This is a genomic window from Treponema sp. R6D11 (assembly GCF_054786075.1).
This window is the reverse complement of the sequence record NZ_BDHD01001444.1, coordinates 1-277: the sequence shown is the minus strand read 5'-3', so window position 1 is coordinate 277 and position 277 is coordinate 1. Positions and strand designations below refer to the sequence as shown.

General features: G+C 35.4%; 1 protein-coding gene. It reads left to right on the top strand.

Annotated features, from left to right (window positions below; all coding sequences use genetic code 11):
- Positions 1-79: 79 nt before the first annotated feature.
- Positions 80-277 (top strand): hypothetical protein (locus tag ACYVTD_RS19075; RefSeq protein ID WP_461249148.1); only part of this gene is annotated, 198 nt, incomplete at its 3' end.

Genomic DNA, 277 nt, shown 5'->3' with positions numbered 1-277 from the left:
TTCTTCCGGAACTGAAAGTGTTGAAAACTATGACGGTGAATTTGTGCTTGATTAAAAAATATAAAGGGAGGGAATTTAGATGTCGTCAAAACAAAAAATGATTTTAATCTCCGGCGGAGTTTTACTTGCCTTGCTTATAACAGGGTTGATAATTTTTCTGCCAAAAGGAAGCGGCGATAAAAAAACGTCCGGTACTGTAAAAATAAGCAGTATAGAGAAAAAAAGACTTAATACTATAAAACTTGCGTCAAGTTACGCGCAAAAAGGAGAATACGAC